We start from the raw sequence: 17,094 nt of genomic DNA, 5'->3' as shown, positions 1-17,094 counted from the left end.
GAGAGGTGATACTTTAAACTATACGTTCTGAAACATTCTCAAGTTTAACAAACTATCCCTGACGTGAGAAGCAACCCCCGGCCCGGACCGCACAGAACTTTAAGTCAGCCCTCTCGCCAGTCTGCCAGCCCCCACTAATCCCCCCTGCTGCTGATAACGGGCCCGGGTGATTAACGGCCCGTGACAGGGACGTAAGATCCTGGATCTCAGTTCCTCATCCAGCAGGCTCATCAGCTCCGGTACTGAAGCCAGACCTCCTCCGGCCACAATTCTGTCCGGCCCCAGAGTATTCACCACCACCGCCAGCACTTCACTGACCAGTTGGCTCCAGAGAGTCACCACTTTCAGGGCATCAGCAGAGTGGTTCTGCCACTGTTCAATGATGGTCCGGCTATCTGCAGAACGTCCCAGCAGATGCAGATACAGACGCTCCAGCCCCCTGGCGCCGCCCAGAGTATCAAGACACCCGTATTGTCCGCAGCCACAGCGCAGACGCGGCAAATGCAGCGTTTGCCCCTGGTAATCGAATTCTGTCCGCGTTATCGGTCCGTGGCCCCACTCACCCGTCAGGCCCCCGGCACCACTGATAATCTGCTGATTAATGACCAGCCCCCCGCCGACACCACTGCCGAGAATGATCCCCAGCAGAATGGACGGGCTATCACCGGCGTCCGCAGAAGCCTCTGCCAGTGTAAAACAGTCGGCATCATTGGCAATCACCACCTGTCGCTGTAAAAAAACACTCAGCTCGCGCGCGACGGTTCGGCCGCGAAACGCCGGAATGTTTCCGGCCAGTATGGTATCGGTTCGCGGGTCAACCACACCGGCCGCAGAAACAGCCACCGGGGAATCGTCAGCCAGTCGCGGTGCGGCAGCGTTCAGTAACTGTTGTAATGCCTGGCAGAACGCAGGCCAGTCCTCCGCCGGCATAGGAACTTTACCCATCTCCGTTAAGGAGTTATCGCCGTTGTACACCGCACTTTTAATAAAACTTCCGCCCACATCGAAACACATGACTGCTTTGTTCATTATCACTCCCCTTCACCGCATATTCTCCTGGCCGCAGTATAGAGGGAATATTCCGTGGGGGATATCGGTCGTCGCCCGCGGTGGCCTTTGTTCCCTGCCTGACGATGAAAACCGCAGAGACTTGCATTCCGCGACAATTGTGCAGACAATAGTATGTTGTAACTAATTTACAAGCAAACTGAGGTGAGTCTTATGCGGTATACCCTGGTCTCTGAAATGCGTCAGTGTATTGATGAAATGGAGCAGCGGCTGGGCGAACTGTCCCTGGCGCTGGAGGCATTGCCCTTACTGGCAGCCCGCGTCTTCACTCTGCCGGGAGTGAAAAAAGGTGATGAACAATTACCGCTGGAGACGATCCCTGTCCATCCCTATAGCGGCACCACCGCACGACGGCTGGCGCTGGAACACCTGAAATTACTGTTTATGCAACAGCAGTCTGAAAGCCTGAGTACCCGGTCTGCCGTCAGACTGCCGGGCGCACTCTTTTTCCAGGCGGATAAAGCTTGCCTCAGCGCATTGCAGGACCAGACCTGCGAAATAAACCGCCTGAAACAGCAGCTGGAAAGACTGATCACCCGGGATTCCGGCCTGCCTTCCGAAGCGCGCTTTCCGTTTGTCCACCAGCATTTTCCAGGGCTGATTACCCTGAATGCCTATCGTTCTGTCACTCTGGAACCGGCTCCGGCCTCGGTCCATTTTGGCTGGGCAAACAAACATATCATTAAAAAGGTGACCCGGGATGACATCTGCCGGCAGCTGGAAAAAAGCCTGAAGGCAGGACGGGCACGTGCGCCATGGACGCGGGAGCAGTGGGCCGAAAAAGTCGCACAGGAGCTGGAAACGCTTTTGTCTTTGCCGGCAGATGCCCCCTTAAAGATAAAACGGCCGGTTAAAGTTCAGCCCATCGCCCGGCTGCGCGCGGAAGGCAGCCGTAAACAGCGACAACTGCCCTGCCCGACGCCATTACTGTTCTGCAGTGAAACGTCCCGCATCCCCGTCACCGGGGAATTGAATGATTATGATCAGAACAGCATTACACACCGCCACAAACCCGCCGCCCGTGCGATGACCTTACTGATCCCGCGGCTATGGCTGTGGCTGGATCCTGACGCTGCCGCCAGCTGAGCCTGAAAGTTATGCTTTCAGGCTGCCAACCATCTCCTCCGGCCTGACCCACTGGTCAAACTCTTCTTCAGTGAGATAACCCAGTTGCAATGCCGCCGCCTTCAGGGTCAGCCCTTGCTTATGCGCTGTTTTGGCGATGTCGGCGGCTTTATCATAACCGATATGAGTATTCAGAGCGGTCACCAGCATCAGTGAGTCATTCAGTAACTGTTCAATGCGTGGCCGGTTTGGCTCAATCCCTTCCACACAATGCCGGGTGAAGCTGTCTATCCCATCTGCCAGCAGCCGGACCGACTGCAGGAAGTTGTGGATAATCATCGGCCGGTAGACGTTCAGTTCAAAGTTACCGGAGGCTCCGCCGATATTGATAGCCACATCATTCCCCATTACCTGACAACACAGCATTGTCATCGCTTCACACTGTGTCGGATTCACTTTGCCGGGCATAATAGAACTGCCCGGCTCGTTTTCCGGGATTGACAGTTCCCCGATCCCGCAACGCGGGCCGGAAGCAAGCCAGCGCACATCGTTCGCAATCTTCATCATCGAGGCAGCCAGCCCTTTCAGTGCGCCGTGGGCATGGACCAGTGCGTCGCAGCCAGAGAGCGCCTCAAACTTATTCGGGGCGGTCACAAAGGGCAGCCCGGTGAATGCCGCCACTTCACTGGCAACGTTTACCGCATACTGCGGATGGGTATTCAATCCGGTACCGACAGCCGTTCCGCCGAGTGCCAGTTCGGCAAGATGAGGCAGAGAGTTTTCCAGGTGTCGCTGATTATGCTGCAGCATCGCCACCCAGCCAGAGATTTCCTGGCCCAGCGTCAGTGGCGTCGCGTCCTGCAGGTGTGTGCGCCCGATTTTCACGATATCCGCAAACGCCCGGGATTTCTGTTGCAGTGCCGCTGTGATCTTTTTGAGCTGAACTAACAGTGTCTTATGCAAAGCAATCACCGCCGCAATATGCATGGCTGTCGGAAACACATCATTAGAGCTCTGACTTTTATTCACATCATCGTTCGGGTGGATCCGCCGGGACATCCCGCGTTCACCGCCCAGCAGTTCACTGGCGCGGTTTGCCAGCACTTCATTCATATTCATGTTGGTCTGGGTACCGGAGCCGGTTTGCCAGACAGCCAGCGGAAATTCCGTATCATGTTTACCGGCCAGGACTTCGTCGGCGGCAGCAATAATCGCCTGACTTTTTTCCGCAGGCAGAAGCCCCAGCGACTCATTGACGCCGGCAGCGGCGCGCTTGGTAATGGCCAATGCCTCTATCAGGGCTTTCGGCATTTTTTCCGATGAGATACGGAAATGCTCCAGAGAACGCTGTGTCTGAGCCCCCCAAAGCTGGCTGGCCGGAACGTCAATTTCACCCATGGAATCTTTTTCAATTCGCTGAACTGCCATTTCACTCTCCTGAAGTTATACAGACAGGCATTTCGGGACGACGACCCGGGGACAGCACGGCCGACGCGGTACAAAGAAATAATCAGTTAACATTATGCACCTGCCTGCGAACAGGCATTGCCATCAGGCGAAAATGCCTCTCTGTAACCGTAGAACATCCTGTTACCTCCGCAACCCGGGCCCGCGGAAAAAGCACTGGCCGCCCTCTGATACACTGCCGTTCACCTTCTGTTCGGCTTGTGCCTGAAAAAATGCTATCGTTATCACTGAACGACGGAAAATCCGTGAAGAACGAGCCTTCTGACGACCGGATATTCCGGCGAAAGTCCGGCGGGAAAGCGGGCTGCCGGGATCAGCAGTAAGCGGTATTCACGGGTCAGAGGCTGAAATTTAGAGATAAAAGGACAACTCGGTGATGAAGAAGACAAAAATTGCTCTGGGTGTGGTTATTGCACTGGGTGTGGTCTGGACCGGTACCGCCTGGTATACCGGAAAACAGATCGAAGCGAATATGGGTCAGCTGGTTGATGGTGCTAATCAGCAGATTGCTCAATACCTGCCTGATAGTCACCTTGTGCTGACTCAGCAGGATTTCCGTCGCGGTATTTTCAGTTCACACGTTCAGCTGGTTTTACAGGGGGGGAGTAATGCGACTCAGGATGATCCTCTGGCGCCAGGTCAGAAAGTGATCTTCAGCGAAACGATCGATCACGGCCCCTTCCCGCTGTCACAACTGAAACACCTGAACCTGGTCCCGGCCGCGGCTTCAGTGCATTCTGAGCTGGTAAATAATGATACAGTGAAAGGGCTGTTCAGCCTCAGTAACGGGCAGTCCCCGGTCAGTGCAGAAACCCGCCTCGGCTATGATAAATCCAGTGATACGACTTTCGACGTCACTGCGCTGAATTATACCGACAATACCGGGAAAATTTCGGCACAGCCTTCTGTCTTTACTCTGGCGGCGGATGGTCAGCAAAATAACATCCGTTTCAGCGCGAATGTCGGCGACGTGGCTGCACAGTTCAAAAACGACAGCAACCTGCCGGTGGATATGACCATTGCCGGGCTTGATTTCTCCGGTGATACCCATCTCAGCCCGGAAGGCTTACGTCTGGGCAGCCAGAAACTGACGCTGAAATCACTCTCTACCGCGGTTAATGCTCAGCCGGTACTTTCTGTGTCCGGTGTGAATATGAACAGCGACTTTGATAACAAGGCGGGCAAAACCGGCGGCAAAATCAATTATGTTATCGATAAAGTGCAGCTGAAACAGCAAACCCTGGGCAGTGCCGCGTTAACCGTATCGCTGAATAATTTCGATACGGCCTCAGTGAAACAGTTCTATGACAACTACAATGCTGTGGTGAAACAGAACCTGGCCGATATCGCCAGTGGTCAGCAGGACGATCCTCAGGCAATGCAGCAATCTGTCAACGAAACCATTCTGCAGAATCTGCCACTGATACTGAAAGGTGCACCGGAGTTTTCTGTCGATTCACTGACGCTGAAAAATGAGAAAGGTGAAAGCCGGTTCTCACTAAAAGCTGATTTTAACGACCCGTCTACCGTGACCACAGCACCGCAATCACTGGGCCAGGTGGCCGACGGTTATATGAAAAATCTGAATGCCACCCTGTCTGTGAATATGCCTATGGCTCAGCAATTACTGAGTATCATCGGACAGTCTCAGGGATATAGCATTGAAGATGCCGGAAAACTGGCGTCACAACAGATTCAGGGATTATCTGCCATGGGACAGATGTTCCATCTGGCGACCGTCAAAGGAGACGACATTGTCTCTGCGCTGCAATACAGCCAGGGTGATGTCACCGTGAATGGTCAGAAGATGCCACTGGAACAGTTTATCCAGCAGTATGTTCCGGCAGACGCGGCTACCGGCGAGTAAAAGCCTGTTGTCAGGCGCTGTTCAACGGCACCTGACCATACGCCCATAAAAAAACGAATCCCCGGGGATTCGTTTTTTTTGACCGGAAAATGGCTGTTTTCAGCCGGCAGCGGCTATCCGTATTTACCGGAGACGTTTACAGCGCATCCGTCAGGCGGTCAACCACAATGCGACCGCTCAGGTCACGCTGAGTGATACGATAATTGGCTGAATAGGAACGACGGCAATTCAGTTTGTCATAGAGTGAAACCGTACCCTTCTGTGCACCGTCTTTATCCACGATAATCCATTGATTAACTTCTTCCTGACCACGATTTTTCAGCTTAACAACATCAGCATGTTCCAGCTGGTCGCCTTCATCAATTTTAAGATAATCTTTTAACATTTTACTGACCCCCGATTGACCTCCTTTACTATATTGCGAAATATTTATCCATTCAATCGAATATACTAATCGATATAGCCTTACACATAGCAAGGATTAATATCCTTTAATGGCCTATTATTCAGTCAGATAACCCTCCTCCCCGCTAAATCAGATGGTAAATCTCTGGCATTTTACCCCCGGATATTTTTATAATGTGCCGCACTTTTTAAAACTAATCCGGGTGCACGATGATCGATACCACACTTCCCCTGACAGACCTCCACCGTCATCTTGACGGGAATATCAGAGCTAACACAATTCTGGAGCTGGGCAGAGAATTTAATATTGCCTTACCTGCCAATGATCTTCCCTCTCTGCTGCCCCATGTTCAGGTGATGTCTGCCCAACCGGACTTAGTCAGCTTTCTGCAAAAACTCGATTGGGGTGTCAAAGTCTTAGGCAGTCTTGAGGCCTGTCGGCGTGTGGCGTTTGAAAACGTCGCTGACCTGGCGCAAGCTAATATCCATTATGCTGAGCTGCGTTTCTCACCAGGCTATATGGCGATGAGTCACGGTCTGCCGGTAGAGGGTGTGGTAGAAGCCGTTATCGAAGGAGTTCGCCAGGGCTGTGAACACTATGGCGTCCAGGTCAGACTGATCGGTATTATGAGCCGTACTTTCGGTGATAAAGCCTGCCTGCAGGAACTGGAAGGCCTGCTGGCGCACCGCGACCATATCACTGCCGTCGATCTGGCCGGCGATGAACTGGGGTTCCCGGGGGATCAGTTTCTGAATCATTTCACCCGCGCCCGTGATGCCGGTTTCCGTGTCACCGTCCATGCCGGCGAAGCCGCAGGTCCCGAAAGTATCTGGCAGGCTATTCATGAACTGGGTGCAGAACGTATTGGTCATGGGGTTAAAGCCATTCAGGACCCGGCCCTGATGGATTATCTGGCTGAACATGGTATTGGTATTGAATCCTGCCTGACGTCCAATATTCAGACCAGCACCGTAGCGTCACTGGATGTACATCCGCTGAAACAATTCCTGCAACACGGTGTGATGGCATGTATTAACACCGATGACCCGGCGGTTCAGGGCATTGAATTACCTCATGAATATCAGGTTGCCGCTCCGGCTGCCGGTCTGAATGCCGACGAAATTCGTCAGGCACAGGAGAACGGCTTGTATATGGCGTTTCTGAGTGCTGAAGAAAAACAGGCACTGCGCCGCAAAGTTGCCGGTTAAGTCGCCCGTTAACGGCCCTGTTTTGCGGGGCCGTCATCGTTTTCCGCCGGCATATTGATGTGTAATTGTTCAATAATTTAATTCTGAGTGCGATACCCCGTAGCAAAAGATTTAACAAGGTTGTTATAGCCAGCCTGATCCCTGATAATACTCACCTTTCAAAACCCATGGCACGACAATGACTGATTATTTATTGCTCTTTATTGGCACAGTGTTAGTGAATAACTTTGTGCTGGTGAAGTTTCTCGGCCTCTGCCCCTTCATGGGTGTTTCCAAAAAGCTGGAAACCGCCATCGGGATGGGACTGGCGACAACCTTTGTAATTACTCTGGCCTCCATCTGCGCGTGGCTGGTGAATCACCTTATTCTGGTTCCTCTGGACCTGGTCTATCTGCGTACCATGGCATATATCCTGGTGATCGCAGTCACCGTACAGTTCACAGAAATTGTGGTACGTAAAACCAGCCCGTCACTTTACCGCCTGCTGGGGATCTTCCTGCCGCTGATCACCACTAACTGTGCGGTACTGGGAGTTCCTCTGCTGAGTGTGAACCTGAAGCATACCTTCCTGCAGGCCGCGCTTTACGGGTTCAGCGCTTCGCTTGGGTTCTCTCTGGTCATGGTGCTGTTTGCCGGCATCCGTGAACGTCTGGTCCTGGCGAATGTTCCGGCACCGTTTAAAGGCTCTTCTATTGCTCTGATCACCGCCGGCCTGATGGCACTGGCCTTTATGGGCTTCAGCGGATTGGTGAAGTTCTGATGAGTGCTATCTGGATTGCGGTTATTTCGCTGAGTATCTTAGGTCTGGTATTCGGCGCTCTGCTGGGGTACGCCTCACGCCGCTTTAAAGTAGAAGAAGACCCGATTGTCGAACAGATCGACGAATTACTGCCACAAAGCCAGTGCGGACAGTGTGGCTATCCCGGCTGCCGCCCTTACGCGGACGCGGTAGGTAATCACGGTGAGATGATCAACAAGTGTGCCCCCGGTGGAGAGCAGACCATGCTCAAACTGGCCGCGTTACTGAACGTCGAACCCCAGCCGGTGGATGGCGGAGAAGAAGCCAAAGCCCCGGAACGTAAAGTTGCCTGGATTGACGAAAGCAACTGTATTGGTTGCACCAAGTGCATTCAGGCCTGCCCGGTCGATGCCATTGTGGGAGCCACACGTGCGATGCATACGGTACTGACCGACCTTTGTACCGGGTGTGACTTATGCGTTGCCCCGTGCCCGACAGACTGTATCGAGATGCGTCCGGTCCCCGCCACCACTGCTAACTGGAAATGGGATCTCAATACCATCCCGGTCCGTGTTATTCCGGTAGAACATCATGCTTAATCTGTTTTCTCGTTTTCGTGCCGATAAAATCTGGGACTTCAAAGGGGGTATCCATCCGCCGGAGATGAAAACCCAGTCAAACGGTACACCGTTAGCGGCAATCCCGTTACCGGCACAGTTGATCATTCCGCTGAAACAACATATCGGTCAGGAAGGTGAGTTGCTGGTCAAACCCGGCGATCATGTTTTACGCGGACAACCCCTGACCTTCGGACACGGACGGATGTTACCGGTACATGCCCCGACATCCGGTACCGTGACAGCCATTGCCCCGCATATGACCGCCCACCCTTCCGGTTTGGCTGAGCCTTCGGTATTTATTCGCCCTGACGGGGAAGATCGCTGGATTGAGCGTCAGCCAATCGCTGATTACCTGCAGACAGACCGGCAGGTGCTCATTCGCCGGATCCATGAGGCCGGAGTCGCCGGACTGGGCGGAGCCGGTTTCCCGACCGCCACCAAACTGAAAGGCGGCCTGAGCGGAGTGAAGGTCCTTATCATCAATGCTGCTGAGTGTGAACCCTATATTACCGCCGATGACCGGCTGATGCAGGACTATGCCGCAGAAGTGCTGACCGGTAGCCGGATCCTGCGCCATATTCTGCAGGCTGATCAGGTACTGATTGGCATCGAGGATAATAAGCCTGAAGCTATCCGCAGCCTGAAAGCCGCCCTCGGCAATGATACGGATTTACAGATCCGCGTTATTCCGACCAAATACCCCTCCGGAGGGGCAAAACAGCTGACCAAAATCCTGACCGGGCGTGAAGTGCCGCACGGTGGGCGGTCTGCTGATATCGGTGTACTGATGCAAAACGTGGGAACAGCCTATGCGGTAAAACGCGCGGTTATTGATGGCGAGCCTCTGACTGAGCGTGTCGTCACTCTGACCGGTGAAGCATTGAGCCAGCCACGTAATGTCTGGGGACGCCTCGGTACGCCGGTCAGCCATCTTCTGCAATTCGCGGGCTTTACCCCGGATGACAAACAGATGGTGATCATGGGCGGACCGCTGATGGGCTTTACACTGCCCTCACTCGATGTACCGATGGTGAAAATTACCAACTGTCTGCTGGCCCCGTCGGCCACAGAAATGGGGAATAACGAGGAGGAACAGTCCTGCATTCGCTGCAGTGCCTGTGCCGATGCGTGCCCTGCCGGTCTGTTGCCACAGCAGCTGTACTGGTACTGTCAGGGCGGTGACCATGATAAAGCCAGAGCCTATCACCTGAATGATTGCATTGAGTGCGGTGCCTGTGCTTATGTCTGCCCGAGCAATATTCCGCTGGTACAGTACTACCGTCAGGAAAAAGCTGAACTGCTGGAGATCGATCTCGAAGCCCGGCGAACCGCCGAAGCGAAGGCGCGTTTCGAGGCCCGTCAGCAACGACTGGAGCGGGATAAAGAGGCCCGTGAAGCTCGCCATGCTGAAGCAAAACGTCGTGTTTCTGCCAGTGAGCAACAGCAAATAACGGCCGCGCTGCAAAGAGTGAAAAGTAAATCTGCCGGCACCGAAGGTGATGTCGTTGTTCAGGCCGGTAGTACACCGGACAATTCTGAGGTTATTGCTCAGCGTGAAGCACGTAAAGCACAGGCCCGTACCCGCCAGGCAGAAAAAGCCGCTGCCGGGACAGAGACTGATGACCGAAAAGATGCTGTCGCGGCCGCCATTGCCCGTGCCAAAGCGAAGAAAGCGGCTCAGGCTGCGGATACCGCCGGTGAACCGGTAGTGGCTGCGCCGGCTGCCGAAACCGCTGCTGAAGACCCGCGTAAAGCCGCTGTCGCCGCTGCTATTGCCCGCGCTAAAGCGAAGAAAGCCGCCCAGGCTGCGGATACCGACGCTGGACAGGTAGCGGCTGCACCGGATACCGAAACCACTGCTGAAGACCCGCGTAAAGCCGCTGTCGCTGCCGCCATTGCTCGCGCCAAAGCGAAGAAAGCCGCGCAGGCTGCGGACGTTGTCGCTGAGCCGGTGACGGCTGCGCCGGATGCCGAAACCACTGCTGAAGACCCGCGTAAAGCCGCTGTCGCTGCTGCTATTGCCCGAGCTAAAGCGAAGAAAGCCACGCAGACTGCGGATGCCGACGCTGGACAGGTAGCGGCTGCACCGGATACCGAAACCACTGCTGAAGACCCGCGTAAAGCCGCTGTCGCTGCCGCCATTGCTCGCGCCAAAGCGAAGAAAGCCACGCAGACTGCGGATGCCGACGCTGGACAGGTAGCGGCTGCACCGGATACCGAAACCACTGCTGAAGACCCGCGTAAAGCCGCTGTCGCCGCTGCTATTGCCCGCGCTAAAGCGAAGAAAGCCGCCCAGGCTGCGGATACCGCCGCTGAACCAGTGACGGCTGCGCCGGCTGCCGAAACCGCTGCTGAAGACCCGCGTAAAGCCGCTGTCGCCGCTGCCATTGCCCGCGCCAAAGCAAAAAAGGCCACACAAGCCGCCGCCGGAACCTCCGGTTCTGAAAATCAACAGCCCGCGACGCCTGTGTTGCAGAATTCGACCACCGAGGATTAAATGGCTTTTCGTATCGCAAGTTCCCCTTATACTCACAACCGGCGCAGCACTAACCGGATAATGACACTGGTATTGCTGGCTGCCGTGCCGGGCCTGATGACCCAATGGTATTATTTTGGCTACGGTAACCTGATTCAGGTCGCTCTGGCGGCTATCACCGCCTGGGTGGCAGAAGGCCTCGTCCTGCGCTTACGCCGTCAGCCGGTGCTGCCGGTACTTTCTGATAACTCAGCGTTGTTAACCGCCCTGCTACTCGGTGTGAGTTTACCTCCGCTGGCCCCCTGGTGGCTGATCGTCATTGGTACCACCTTCGCTATTATTATCGCGAAACAGTTGTATGGCGGACTGGGTCAGAACCCGTTTAACCCGGCCATGGTCGGTTATGTGGTGTTGCTTATCTCATTCCCGGTGCAAATGACCAGCTGGCTTCCCCCGGAGACACTGCAATCGGTACGACCCGGTTTTATTGACTGTCTCAGTATGATCTTCACCGCCCATACTACCGGCGGTCTGTCAATGCAGGCCCTGCAGCTTGGGGTAGACGGTATCAGCCAGGCCACACCTCTGGATGGTTTTAAAACCGGACTGCGTGCCGGGCATACCGCGGCACAGTTATTGTCTGAACCTGCGTTTAAAGGCATCCTGGCTGGCCTCGGCTGGCAGTGGGTAAATGTAGCGTTCCTGGCAGGCGGGCTGTTTATGCTGGCCAACCGGACTATCCGCTGGCATATCCCGGTGAGTTTTCTGGCCTCGCTGGCTGTTTGTGCCACCCTTGGCTGGTGGTTCTCACCAGGCCATCTTGCCTCACCGATGATGCACCTGTTTTCCGGTGGCACTATGCTGTGTGCTTTTTTTATTGCAACCGACCCGATTTCGGCCTCCACAACGGATAAAGGCCGCCTGATTTACGGTGCGCTGATCGGGTTACTGACCTGGCTTATACGCAGCTTTGGCGGCTATCCCGATGGTGTGGCTTTCGCCGTGTTACTGGCAAATATCTGTGTCCCGTTAATTGATTATTACACTCAGCCACGGGTGTATGGCCATCGTAAGGAATAACCGATGCTCGATACTATCCGGAAAAATGGCATTACTCTGGCCGTCTTTGCTGCGGTCACCACCGGGATGACGGCAGTCATTAACCTGGTGACCAAACCAACGGTTGAGCATCAGATGGCGCTGGAACAAAAGACCTTGCTCGATCAGGTGGTTCCTCCTTCACTGTATAACAATAAATTACAGCAGGAGTGCTACATCGTACGCAATCAGGCGCTGGGAAATATGGATCCTCACCACCTCTATGTGGCCCGTAAGGACGGAAAGCCCGTTGCCGTAGCACTGGAAACCACAGCCCCGGATGGCTATTCCGGTAATATCCAGATGCTGGTCGGTGCCGATTTTAACGGTAAAGTTCTGGGGGTGAGGGTCACCGAACAACATGAAACGCCGGGCCTGGGTGATAAAATTGAGCTACGTATTTCTGACTGGATCACCCACTTCTCCGGTGTGGTTCTGCACGGTGCTGATGATAAACATTTTGCGGTGAAGAAAGACGGGGGTGATTTTGACCAGTTTACCGGGGCGACCATCACACCCCGTGCGGTGGTGAATGCGACAAAACGCACTACCCTGTATATTGAAACATTGCCATCACAACTTTCATCACTGCCTGATTGTGGAGGAAACCCATGAGTGAAGCTAAAAAACTACTGGTCGGAGGCCTCTGGAAAAACAACTCGGCTCTGGTGCAGTTACTGGGGCTATGCCCGTTACTGGCAGTAACATCAACAGCGACCAATGCCCTGGGACTCGGGCTGGCAACCACACTGGTGCTGACCATTACCAATAGCGCTATCTCGTTATCACGCCGCTGGATGCCTTCAGAAATCCGTATTCCGATTTACGTAATGATTATCGCCTCTGTCGTCAGTTGCGTGCAGATGCTGATCAGTGCCTATGCGCATAGTCTGTACCAGTCATTAGGGATATTTATTCCTCTTATTGTCACCAACTGTATTGTGGTCGGTCGCGCCGAAGCCGTCGCGTCAAAATCAAATGTTGCGTTGTCAGCACTGGACGGTTTTTCTATCGGCATGGGTGCCACCTGCGCGATGGTTACGCTGGGTTCACTGAGGGAAATTATCGGTAACGGGACTATCTTTAATGGTGCCGACCAGTTGCTTGGCCCGTGGGCAAAAGTGCTACGCGTTCAGGTGTTTCACTTCGATTCCCCGATGTTACTGGCGATGCTGCCTCCTGGCGCGTTTATCGGTCTGGGCATGTTACTGGCCGCGAAATACCTGATAGATCAACGTACCCGTCAGCGTGCAGAGCGTAAAGCTGAACAGGCTGCCGTGACAGTAACCGGACAGACAGTGACAGCAGCTCAGGTATCTGCAGGGAAAGTGTAGTGAATAAAGAGAAACGTTATCAGATACTCAGCCGGTTGCGGGATAACAACCCTCACCCGACCACGGAGCTTAATTTTACCTCCCCGTTCGAATTACTGATTGCGGTTTTACTTTCGGCACAAGCCACTGATGTGAGTGTTAATAAGGCGACTGTCGGATTATTTGCTGCGGCCCCGACCCCGCAGAAAATGCTGGAACTGGGGGTTGAAGGTGTCCGTGAAGCCATTAAGACCATCGGCCTGTTTAATACCAAAGCAGCCAATGTGATTAAAACCTGTCAGATACTGACAGAAAAACATCAGGGACAGGTCCCGGAAAACCGCGAAGCGCTGGAAGCACTGCCGGGCGTCGGACGTAAAACCGCCAACGTGGTACTGAATACCGCATTTGGCTGGCCTACTATCGCCGTAGATACCCATATTTTTCGGGTATCCAACCGTACGGGGTTTGCACCAGGTAAAAATGTAGACCAGGTGGAAGCGAAACTGCTGAAAGTTGTTCCCGCAGAATTCAAGGTCGACTGCCACCACTGGCTGATCCTTCATGGCCGTTATACCTGTATTGCCCGTAAGCCCCGGTGTGGTTCCTGCCTTATCGAAGATTTATGTGAATATCGCGAAAAGACCGAATAACCCCGGGGTCCGGGAGAGCCTCAGCTCTGTCATACATCAGGGCTGAGAAACTCTTCCGGACATCAGTTTATTGTCTTCCTCTTATTCCCGTCAGCAAAAGCCCTTCCCCGGGCTACTATTTATCCGGTTAGTATCACGTTTCTGAAAAAGCCTGACAGCCTGATAATCCGGATTTATCGTCCTCTATAGCAACAGATATTGCTTATGGGTGTTTTGATAACTTTTACTTCTGCTTATCCGTTCGCCTGCGGGATCAATACCACAGAAACATTATTTTGCATTATGCGGGGGAATTTATTATTCTCTTTTTAGGAAAATTCACGATTTTCCAATATTTAATAACATTGATCGCCGGGTTAACAACTTTAAAATCTACGCAACGTAGTCTGTATGCTATTTCACCATACTCCTGCTCTGCCTGATTTATTGTCACTTTCTGACTCAGGCTATTCAATACATAACAAAATCATGTGAAAAGTTACGCATGAAAAGCACTTAATTCCTGACGTTAAACAGGGTTAAAACACACCGAGGTTAAAGTGTCTGCTGCAAACAAACATAATGAATCCGTCAGCCTGAACGCATTCAGGCAACCGAAAGCGTTCTACCTGATTTTCTCCATTGAATTGTGGGAACGTTTCGGATTTTACGGGCTACAGGCTATCCTGGCTGTATACCTGGTCAAACAACTGGGGATGTCAGAAGCTGATTCCATCACCCTGTTCTCTTCGTTCAGTGCCATGGTTTATGGCATGGTGGCTATCGGTGGATGGCTGGGGGATAAAGTCCTCGGGACCAAACGCGTGATCACCCTCGGGGTGATTGTACTGGCTCTGGGTTATGCCTTTATTACCTTCTCCGGCCACAATGTCGCAATGGTTTATGTCGGCATGGCGACCATTGCCGTCGGTAGCGGACTGTTTAAAGCCAACCCGTCTTCTCTGCTGTCAACCTGCTATGAGAAAGGCGACTCCCGCCTCGACGGTGCGTTCACGATGTTCTATATGTCCATTAACATCGGTTCACTGTTCTCAATGATGCTGACCCCATGGCTGGCGACGAAATACGGCTGGAGCGTTGCGTTCTCTCTGTCTGTAGTGGGACTGGCGATCACCCTGATTAACTTCCTTAGCATGAAGTCCCTGGTGAAGAATTATGGTTCTGCACCGGACTTCGCGCCTCTGCATTTCGGTAAGCTGGTTGCGACCCTGGTCAGCGTGGTCGTGCTGGTTGCTGTTGCCACTATGCTGCTGCATCACCAGAGCATTGCCCGTATGGCACTTCTGGTCATTGCTATCGGTATTCTGCTGGTCTTTGCGAAAGAAACGTTTGCTCTGAAAGGTGCTGCTCGTCGTAAAATGATCGTTGCATTTATCATGATGCTGGAAGCCATTGTCTTCTTTGTCCTGTATATGCAAATGCCAACATCACTGAACTTCTTTGCTATCCGTAACGTCCAGCATGAAATTATGGGTATCCATTTTGAGCCGGAACAGTTCCAGGCACTGAACCCGTTCTGGATCATGGTTGCCAGCCCGCTTCTGGCAGCAGCTTACAATAAACTGGGTAACAGCCTGCCGATGCCGCTGAAATTTGCTATCGGTATGTTCCTGTGTTCTGCGGCCTTCCTGGTACTGCCACTGGGTGCACAGTATGCGACTCAGCAAGGGATTGTTTCTGTAAACTGGCTGATCCTCAGCTACGCATTGCAGAGCGTCGGTGAACTGATGATTTCAGGCCTGGGTCTGGCCATGGTCGCTCAGCTGGTTCCTCAGCGTCTGATGGGCTTCATCATGGGTTCATGGTTCCTGACGACGGCCTGTGCCGCGGTGATTTCAGGTAAAGTCGCTGGTCTGATGGCTGTGCCTGAAGATGTGACTGATCCACTGATGTCCCTGAGTGTATACAGCCACGTCTTTAAAGAGATCGGGATTTATACCTTAGTGATTGCTGTGATTATGCTGATTTCAGCCCCGCTGCTGAATAAAATGATCCGCGACTAAACCCGTCCGGATCCTGCCAGGCCAGTCAGCATTGCTGACTGGCTTTTTTTTATCCGTTTACAGGGGATTTCCCCGGTGATCCTGGCCTGATGTTTGCCCTGCCATTTGTCGGGTATCTCTTACCGGCCACGGTATTCACGCAATACACAGCCCTTTGACCACTCTCAACCCGGTACACCATTGACTGCGGCCCTGGTGAGCAGTCAGTCCGTATATTCCTGTAAAATACCGCTCAGCCAGTCCATAAATACCTGCACCCGCGGTGGAACATTCCGGCGATAGGGATACAGCAGCGACACAGGCATAGGTCTGGCCGGATAGTCTGCGAGCACTTCCAGTAATGCTCCCTGAGCCAGTAATGCCTTTACACTGCCTGCCGGTACCTGAATGATCCCCAGGCCGGCAATACAGGCTGCGCGGTAAGTTTCGGTACTGTTTACTGTGAGTGCTCCCGGGACCGGGAAATAATGGCTTTTTTTGCCGTCGTAATATTCAAATCCTGACGGTGGTTTACCCAGGTATTGTGTGTAATGCACCATCGTATGCTGTGACAGGGCTTGCGGTGACAAAGGCAACCCAAAGCGGGCAAGGTAATCAGGGCTGGCACAGTTAACCATTCGATGATACCCGATATGACGTACCATCATCCCTGAATCTGCCAGTTCTCCTGCCCTGACCACACAGTCAAGTCCGTCACGGATCAAATCGGCCTGGCTGTCACTGCTGCTCAGTTCAACCCGCAACCCGGGGTAGCGCTGCAGAAATTCAGGTAACCGGGGGAGCACAAATCCGGTCGCCAGCGCCACCGACATATCAGCCCTCACCGTTCCGTTCAGTGTGGACGGTTCCTGCCGGAACAGTGTGTCCATATCCTCCAGCATACCCAGTAGTTCAAGGCAGCGGTGGTAATAGAGTTCCCCGTCCCGCGTCAGGCAGACACGCCGTGTCGTGCGCTGTAACAAACGGGTGCCGGTATTTTTTTCCAGTGCCTGTATCTGCCTGGAAACACTGCCCTTCGGTATCCCCAGACTGTCCGCGGCCACCGTAAAACTGTTTGCTTCCGCAACGCGGACAAATACCTGCATTGCCTGTATTTTATCCATAACCCTGC

At 53.4% G+C, this 17,094-nt stretch carries 15 protein-coding genes; 11 read left to right on the top strand and 4 right to left on the bottom strand.

Going from position 1 to position 17,094, the window contains the following annotated elements:
- Positions 1-99: 99 nt before the first annotated feature.
- Positions 100-1,029, bottom strand: coding sequence for an ROK family protein (locus CG67_RS05420; protein ID WP_025901962.1), 930 nt, complete (start codon positions 1,027-1,029; stop codon positions 100-102).
- Positions 1,030-1,221: 192 nt separating this feature from the next.
- On the opposite strand from CG67_RS05420, the gene tus reads away from it, so the two are divergent.
- Complete coding sequence (tus, locus tag CG67_RS05415) at positions 1,222-2,154, top strand: DNA replication terminus site-binding protein (protein WP_025901961.1); 933 nt, start codon at positions 1,222-1,224, stop codon at positions 2,152-2,154.
- A 9-nt stretch (positions 2,155-2,163) separates the two neighbouring features.
- On the opposite strand, the gene fumC is transcribed toward tus, so the two are convergent.
- Positions 2,164-3,561 (bottom strand): class II fumarate hydratase, encoded by a 1,398-nt coding sequence (gene fumC, locus CG67_RS05410; protein WP_025901960.1) that lies wholly within the window; start codon positions 3,559-3,561, stop codon positions 2,164-2,166.
- Between the two features lie 415 nt (positions 3,562-3,976).
- Between fumC and CG67_RS05405 the strand changes: the two genes are divergently transcribed.
- Positions 3,977-5,467, top strand: a complete 1,491-nt coding sequence (locus CG67_RS05405; RefSeq protein ID WP_025901959.1) for a YdgA family protein — start codon at positions 3,977-3,979, stop codon at positions 5,465-5,467.
- Positions 5,468-5,603: 136 nt separating this feature from the next.
- Here the strand turns inward: CG67_RS05405 and CG67_RS05400 are convergent, their stop codons facing one another.
- Positions 5,604-5,852 carry a hypothetical protein gene (locus CG67_RS05400; protein WP_025901958.1) on the bottom strand — a complete coding sequence of 83 codons (249 nt, stop codon included), beginning with the start codon at positions 5,850-5,852 and terminating at the stop codon, positions 5,604-5,606.
- Between the two features lie 230 nt (positions 5,853-6,082).
- On the opposite strand from CG67_RS05400, the gene add reads away from it, so the two are divergent.
- From add to dtpA, 9 genes are all read left to right on the top strand, one after another.
- The gene (gene add, locus CG67_RS05395; RefSeq protein ID WP_025901957.1) at positions 6,083-7,081 is read left to right on the top strand and encodes an adenosine deaminase; all 999 of its coding nucleotides are present in this window, start codon (positions 6,083-6,085) and stop codon (positions 7,079-7,081) included.
- Between the two features lie 178 nt (positions 7,082-7,259).
- The gene (gene rsxA / locus CG67_RS05390) at positions 7,260-7,841 is read left to right on the top strand and encodes an electron transport complex subunit RsxA (RefSeq protein WP_025901956.1); all 582 of its coding nucleotides are present in this window, start codon (positions 7,260-7,262) and stop codon (positions 7,839-7,841) included.
- Positions 7,841-8,419 (top strand): electron transport complex subunit RsxB, encoded by a 579-nt coding sequence (rsxB, locus tag CG67_RS05385; RefSeq protein ID WP_025901955.1) that lies wholly within the window; start codon positions 7,841-7,843, stop codon positions 8,417-8,419. Before rsxA ends, rsxB begins: the two co-directional genes overlap by 1 nt.
- A complete protein-coding gene (rsxC, locus tag CG67_RS05380; protein ID WP_025901954.1) occupies positions 8,412-10,937 on the top strand; it encodes an electron transport complex subunit RsxC in 2,526 nt (841 codons plus the stop codon). The genes rsxB and rsxC overlap by 8 nt, the downstream gene beginning before the upstream one ends.
- Positions 10,938-11,996: an electron transport complex subunit RsxD gene (gene rsxD, locus CG67_RS05375; RefSeq protein WP_025901953.1), complete on the top strand. Its 1,059-nt coding sequence runs from the start codon at positions 10,938-10,940 to the stop codon at positions 11,994-11,996. It begins immediately after the preceding gene.
- A 3-nt stretch (positions 11,997-11,999) separates the two neighbouring features.
- The gene (rsxG, locus tag CG67_RS05370; RefSeq protein ID WP_025901952.1) at positions 12,000-12,629 is read left to right on the top strand and encodes an electron transport complex subunit RsxG; all 630 of its coding nucleotides are present in this window, start codon (positions 12,000-12,002) and stop codon (positions 12,627-12,629) included.
- Entirely contained in the window at positions 12,626-13,348 is a 723-nt protein-coding gene (locus CG67_RS05365) for an electron transport complex subunit E (RefSeq protein ID WP_025901951.1), read from the top strand. Before rsxG ends, CG67_RS05365 begins: the two co-directional genes overlap by 4 nt.
- Positions 13,348-13,980, top strand: coding sequence for an endonuclease III (gene nth / locus CG67_RS05360; RefSeq protein ID WP_025901950.1), 633 nt, complete (start codon positions 13,348-13,350; stop codon positions 13,978-13,980). The genes CG67_RS05365 and nth overlap by 1 nt, the downstream gene beginning before the upstream one ends.
- Before the next feature lie 539 nt (positions 13,981-14,519).
- Positions 14,520-15,983, top strand: a complete 1,464-nt coding sequence (gene dtpA / locus CG67_RS05355) for a dipeptide/tripeptide permease DtpA (protein WP_029989575.1) — start codon at positions 14,520-14,522, stop codon at positions 15,981-15,983.
- Positions 15,984-16,186: 203 nt separating this feature from the next.
- Here dtpA and CG67_RS05350 read toward each other — a convergent pair whose 3' ends face one another.
- Positions 16,187-17,086 carry a LysR family transcriptional regulator gene (locus CG67_RS05350; protein ID WP_025901949.1) on the bottom strand — a complete coding sequence of 300 codons (900 nt, stop codon included), beginning with the start codon at positions 17,084-17,086 and terminating at the stop codon, positions 16,187-16,189.
- Between the last annotated feature and the right edge of the window lie 8 nt (positions 17,087-17,094).

The sequence above is a fragment of the Tatumella sp. UCD-D_suzukii genome (genome assembly GCF_000611875.2).
GTDB classification, from domain to species: domain Bacteria; phylum Pseudomonadota; class Gammaproteobacteria; order Enterobacterales; family Enterobacteriaceae; genus Tatumella; species Tatumella ptyseos.
This window is presented reverse-complemented; position numbering and strand designations above follow the sequence as displayed.